Source organism: Bacillus sp. JJ722, from assembly GCF_036963345.1.
GTDB lineage: Bacteria > Bacillota > Bacilli > Bacillales > DSM-1321 > Bacillus_AD.
Genome location: NZ_JBALMO010000073.1, coordinates 16,350 through 20,302 on the forward strand (window position 1 = coordinate 16,350; position 3,953 = coordinate 20,302).

Annotated in this window: 5 protein-coding genes; 4 read left to right on the plus strand and 1 reads right to left on the minus strand. The window is 33.5% G+C overall.

Annotated elements, in window-relative coordinates:
- Positions 1-166: 166 nt before the first annotated feature.
- From V7014_RS10740 to deoD, 4 genes are all read left to right on the plus strand, one after another.
- Entirely contained in the window at positions 167-541 is a 375-nt protein-coding gene (locus V7014_RS10740; protein ID WP_335506944.1) for a cbb3-type cytochrome c oxidase subunit I, read from the plus strand.
- A gap of 236 nt (positions 542-777) precedes the next feature.
- Entirely contained in the window at positions 778-1,458 is a 681-nt protein-coding gene (locus tag V7014_RS10745) for a Crp/Fnr family transcriptional regulator (protein ID WP_335506946.1), read from the plus strand.
- Positions 1,459-1,536: 78 nt separating this feature from the next.
- Positions 1,537-2,205: a nicotinamide riboside transporter PnuC gene (pnuC, locus tag V7014_RS10750; RefSeq protein ID WP_335506948.1), complete on the plus strand. Its 669-nt coding sequence runs from the start codon at positions 1,537-1,539 to the stop codon at positions 2,203-2,205.
- A gap of 33 nt (positions 2,206-2,238) precedes the next feature.
- Positions 2,239-2,946, plus strand: coding sequence for a purine-nucleoside phosphorylase (gene deoD / locus V7014_RS10755; RefSeq protein ID WP_335506950.1), 708 nt, complete (start codon positions 2,239-2,241; stop codon positions 2,944-2,946).
- A 61-nt stretch (positions 2,947-3,007) separates the two neighbouring features.
- Here the strand turns inward: deoD and V7014_RS10760 are convergent, their stop codons facing one another.
- Complete coding sequence (locus V7014_RS10760; RefSeq protein WP_335506952.1) at positions 3,008-3,766, minus strand: class II aldolase/adducin family protein; 759 nt, start codon at positions 3,764-3,766, stop codon at positions 3,008-3,010.
- Positions 3,767-3,953 lie beyond the last annotated feature (187 nt).

A 3,953-nucleotide genomic window follows, 5' to 3' on the forward strand; every position in this document is an offset into this window, starting at 1 on the left:
ATTAATTAGGGAAACGCGATAACGTATTTTAAACAAACTTCAAGCAGTATCAAGATTGGTACTTTAGAAAGCGAATGGGTCACAAACTTCACGCTCTTTCGTCACGCCTTTGCATCTTTTGAAAATAATCACCATATATATACTATTACAGAAGGAGGTGAACTCTATGGGTATTAAATGTTTAAAAATAGCCGTTGTTTATTTTCTGATTGGTATTGGTTTTGGTATGTATATGAGCATTACACATGATTTTGCTTACGGTTCTTCTCATGCTCACATTAATTTATTAGGCTGGGCTTCCCTAGCATTAGCAGGCATTATTTATCATCTTTTCCCTTCTCTTTCTACAAATACACTCGGAAAAATCCACTTTTGGCTTCATAATATCGGACTTCCAATCATGATGATTGCCCTTGTCATGGCTGAAGCAGGAAACTCTGGAACAACACCATATATAGCTACTGGTGCAATCATTTTGAGCTTAGGAATTCTAAGCTTCGTCGTCAATGTACTTGGCTTAAAAAATTCTTCCACAAACTAAAAAGAAACAAAAGAGTGAATCCAATATGGTATTCACTCTTTTGTTTGTATGAATTATTATTAGTAAGGTATGAGTTGTTTTACTTTGTACAAATTATGAAGAACAAAAATATATACATAAGACATTTGTCCTCTTTTCCTATCATTATCGCGTCATTTATTATGAAAATATCGTAAATTAGTCGACAAATGTCCTGTCTTTGTGACTACCAAAAAAACTATACTAAGGATAAGCTCATGAGCATACAACAAGTTATTTATTACATGGAAGAAAATAAAATCATTTATAATCTTTTAAAGCATTGTCCATACGAAATATTGAAACAATGGACAATAGAAAAATTTGAAAGCGGTTCAACGATCTATTCGCAAGGAGAAATGTACAATCATTTCAGTCTCATTGTAGAAGGAGCTGCAAACATTTATGTAGTAGCTGAAAATGGAAAAAAATATGTGCAATCCACATATTACTCTGGAGACATGATTGGTGAAATTGAAATATTTAAACAAGTTCCTTATATGAGTAGTGTAGAAGCACAAACCGATGTAACCATCATTACTTTACATCGAGATTCTTTCCTAACTTGGTTACAACTAGATCAAAACTTTAATCAATACTTTATTCGAAAATCAATTGAATTGTCTTATATCATCACAAAGAAAGATGAAGATTATAAGCTGTATTCATTACACAGTTTAATATGCAAACATTTATTAGAGAAAGCTCCAACTGGTAAGAAGCAAACTAAAGGTATTGCTATTACCATTGATAAGCACCAACTAAGTGAAAGGCTTGCTGTAACACAAAGAAGTATTAATAGAGTTTTGTCATCACTAAAAGAGAAGCAAATCATCGATTTAAAAAATCAAATTATTATTATTCAAGATATAGCTCGATTACAAAAAGAAGGACTATAGTTGTCTAGTCTTTCTTTAGCAAAAATGAAAACCCTTACTTCGTATATCAACTGATTTATTAACATAGGAGTGAAAAATATGATTAAAAATCCTTTATTCGTTATCATCGCATCGATTATTTGTATAGTCGCAGGATTCTTTATGAAATCCTCATATATTGAAATTTTCGCATCTGTTATGGGTGTGTTAAACGTTTGGCTACTAGCTCGTCAAAAAGTAATTAACTTCTTATTTGGTGCTATTACAGTTACCTGCTTCATGTATATTTACTTTCAAACTGGTCTTTACGCAATGGTTGTTTTATCAGTAGTTCAATTGCTATTCAATATTTTTGGCTGGTACTACTGGATTAAGAACAAAGGTGAAGAAGATGTTGCTCCAACTACTAAATTGTCAACACAAGGAATCATTACTTGGTCAGCTATTATTATTGTTGCAACAGCAATTTGGTCATACTTTCAAATTAAATATACAGATGCAACAAGCCCTTATTTAGATGCACTAGTTGCGGTGATGGGTCTTGTCGGACAATATTTGCTTAGTAAGAAAATTCTTGAGAACTGGTATGTATGGATTGGTATGAACATAATTCTTCTAGTTGTTTGTGCAACAACAGGTCTGTATGTAATGTTCATTTTAAACTTAATCAATCTATTCATCTGTATCGATGGTTTACGTGAATGGAAGCAAGATTTACATGCGAACAAACAAGATACTTCTTCTGTAGAAGGAATAGAAAAAGCTTAAACAAGAATTTTTAATGAAGGAGTATGAATCATCATGAGTTTTCATATTGAAGCAAAAAAAGGCGATATCGCTGAAACGGTTCTATTACCAGGTGATCCAAAAAGAGCAAAATTTATTGCCGATACTTATTTAGAAGATGTTACTTGTTACAACAGCATTCGTGGCATACTTGGTTTTACAGGAACATATAAAGGAAAACGCGTTTCTGTTCAAGGTACTGGAATGGGAATGCCATCGATGTCCATCTACACAACAGAATTAGCACAAGATTACGGTGCAAAGAATTTGATTCGAATTGGTTCAAGTGGTACGAAACATCCTGACGTTAAACAAATGGATTTAATATTAGCAATGGGAGCTTGCACGAACTCTAATATGAATAAACATCTTTTCGGCAACTATTCATATGCACCAATTGCTAATTTCGAACTTCTACGCACCACTTACGATATTGGTGTAAAAATGAACAAACCAGTTAAAGCAGGTTTAGTTGTAACGGATGATCAATTCTACGATGGTGATGATGTGTCAAGAGAAAAACTAGCATCCTATCAAGTTTTAACAAGTGATATGGAAACAGCCGCTTTATATACGGTTGCTGCCAAATTCAATATTAAAGCACTGTCCATTCTAACTGTGACAGATCACGATTTAACAAACGAAACCATTACATCAGAAGAGCGTGAAAAAGCTTTAACTGATATGATTAAACTTGCACTTGAAACAAGTTTAGCTTTATAATGCACAAAAAGTCGCTAACGAAAAAGTTAGCGACTTTTTACATTTCAACAATCTATTAACATTATTGAAGAACATCCGGCTCTTCCTCAATAAGCTTGTACCATAGTGGCTGGTAATATAACCATCCTTCATGAGCGTTACCAATTTGCGAATACGTACTTATCGCTTTTTGTTCATCAAAAGTAGTTTGATTCCCATCGGCTTCAGCCAACAATTGTGCTTTACAAGCACGATCCATCGCAATAAACCATGAAGCTGCTTCATCTACACTATAACCAACCGTCATAAATCCTTGATTAGGTATAATAACTGCTTTATGTTGTTTCAACGCGGCAGAGACTCTTTCACAATCACTATTCGCTCCTAAAAATGATTCACATACACCATGATCATTGTAAAATGCACAACAATCATTAGTCAGCGGTGATAAATGTTTATCAAAATCCGACCATTCTTTCCCATACATAGAATGAACATGAATCGCAGAGACCACATCCGGACGTACTTGATGAACTTGCAAATGAATCGCAAGTGCCTTCTCCTTCACAGGTCGATTCCCTTTTAATACTTCTCCATGCCCATTCACAAGCTGAAGATCACTTACTTTCATTTCGCCAAAATGTACTCCTAAAGGATTTACCCAATATTGGTCTCTCTTCTCTGGATCACGAACTGTAATATGTCCTCCCACTAAATCATTAAATCCGAACTGATTAAATATTCGAAAGGCGCCAGCCAATCGTTCCTTACGATGTCTACGTAAATCTTCCACACTATAAAACGTAGGCTCTTCATACATACAATTTGCTTTTAATCCCATCTCATTCAATCCTTTCTATTTAATGAAAATATATTATTCTTATTAATTTACTTGGTTTTATTATATTATATAGGATATTGTAAGTTTTTGCTAATATGAATAATAAAAAATTTTTATAAAGAAACACACTCTTTTTTATCCCAATATACCGTGCCTTTTATACGATCTTTCAAAATCAATAAGATAC

Coding starts and splice junctions, on each gene's coding strand:
- deoD (WP_335506950.1), top strand. CDS start 2,239: ATGAGTTTTCATATTGAAGCAAAAAAAGGCGATATCGCTGAAACGGTT.
- V7014_RS10740 (WP_335506944.1), top strand. CDS start 167: ATGGGTATTAAATGTTTAAAAATAGCCGTTGTTTATTTTCTGATTGGT.
- pnuC (WP_335506948.1), top strand. CDS start 1,537: ATGATTAAAAATCCTTTATTCGTTATCATCGCATCGATTATTTGTATA.
- V7014_RS10745 (WP_335506946.1), top strand. CDS start 778: ATGAGCATACAACAAGTTATTTATTACATGGAAGAAAATAAAATCATT.
- V7014_RS10760 (WP_335506952.1), bottom strand. CDS start 3,766: ATGGGATTAAAAGCAAATTGTATGTATGAAGAGCCTACGTTTTATAGT.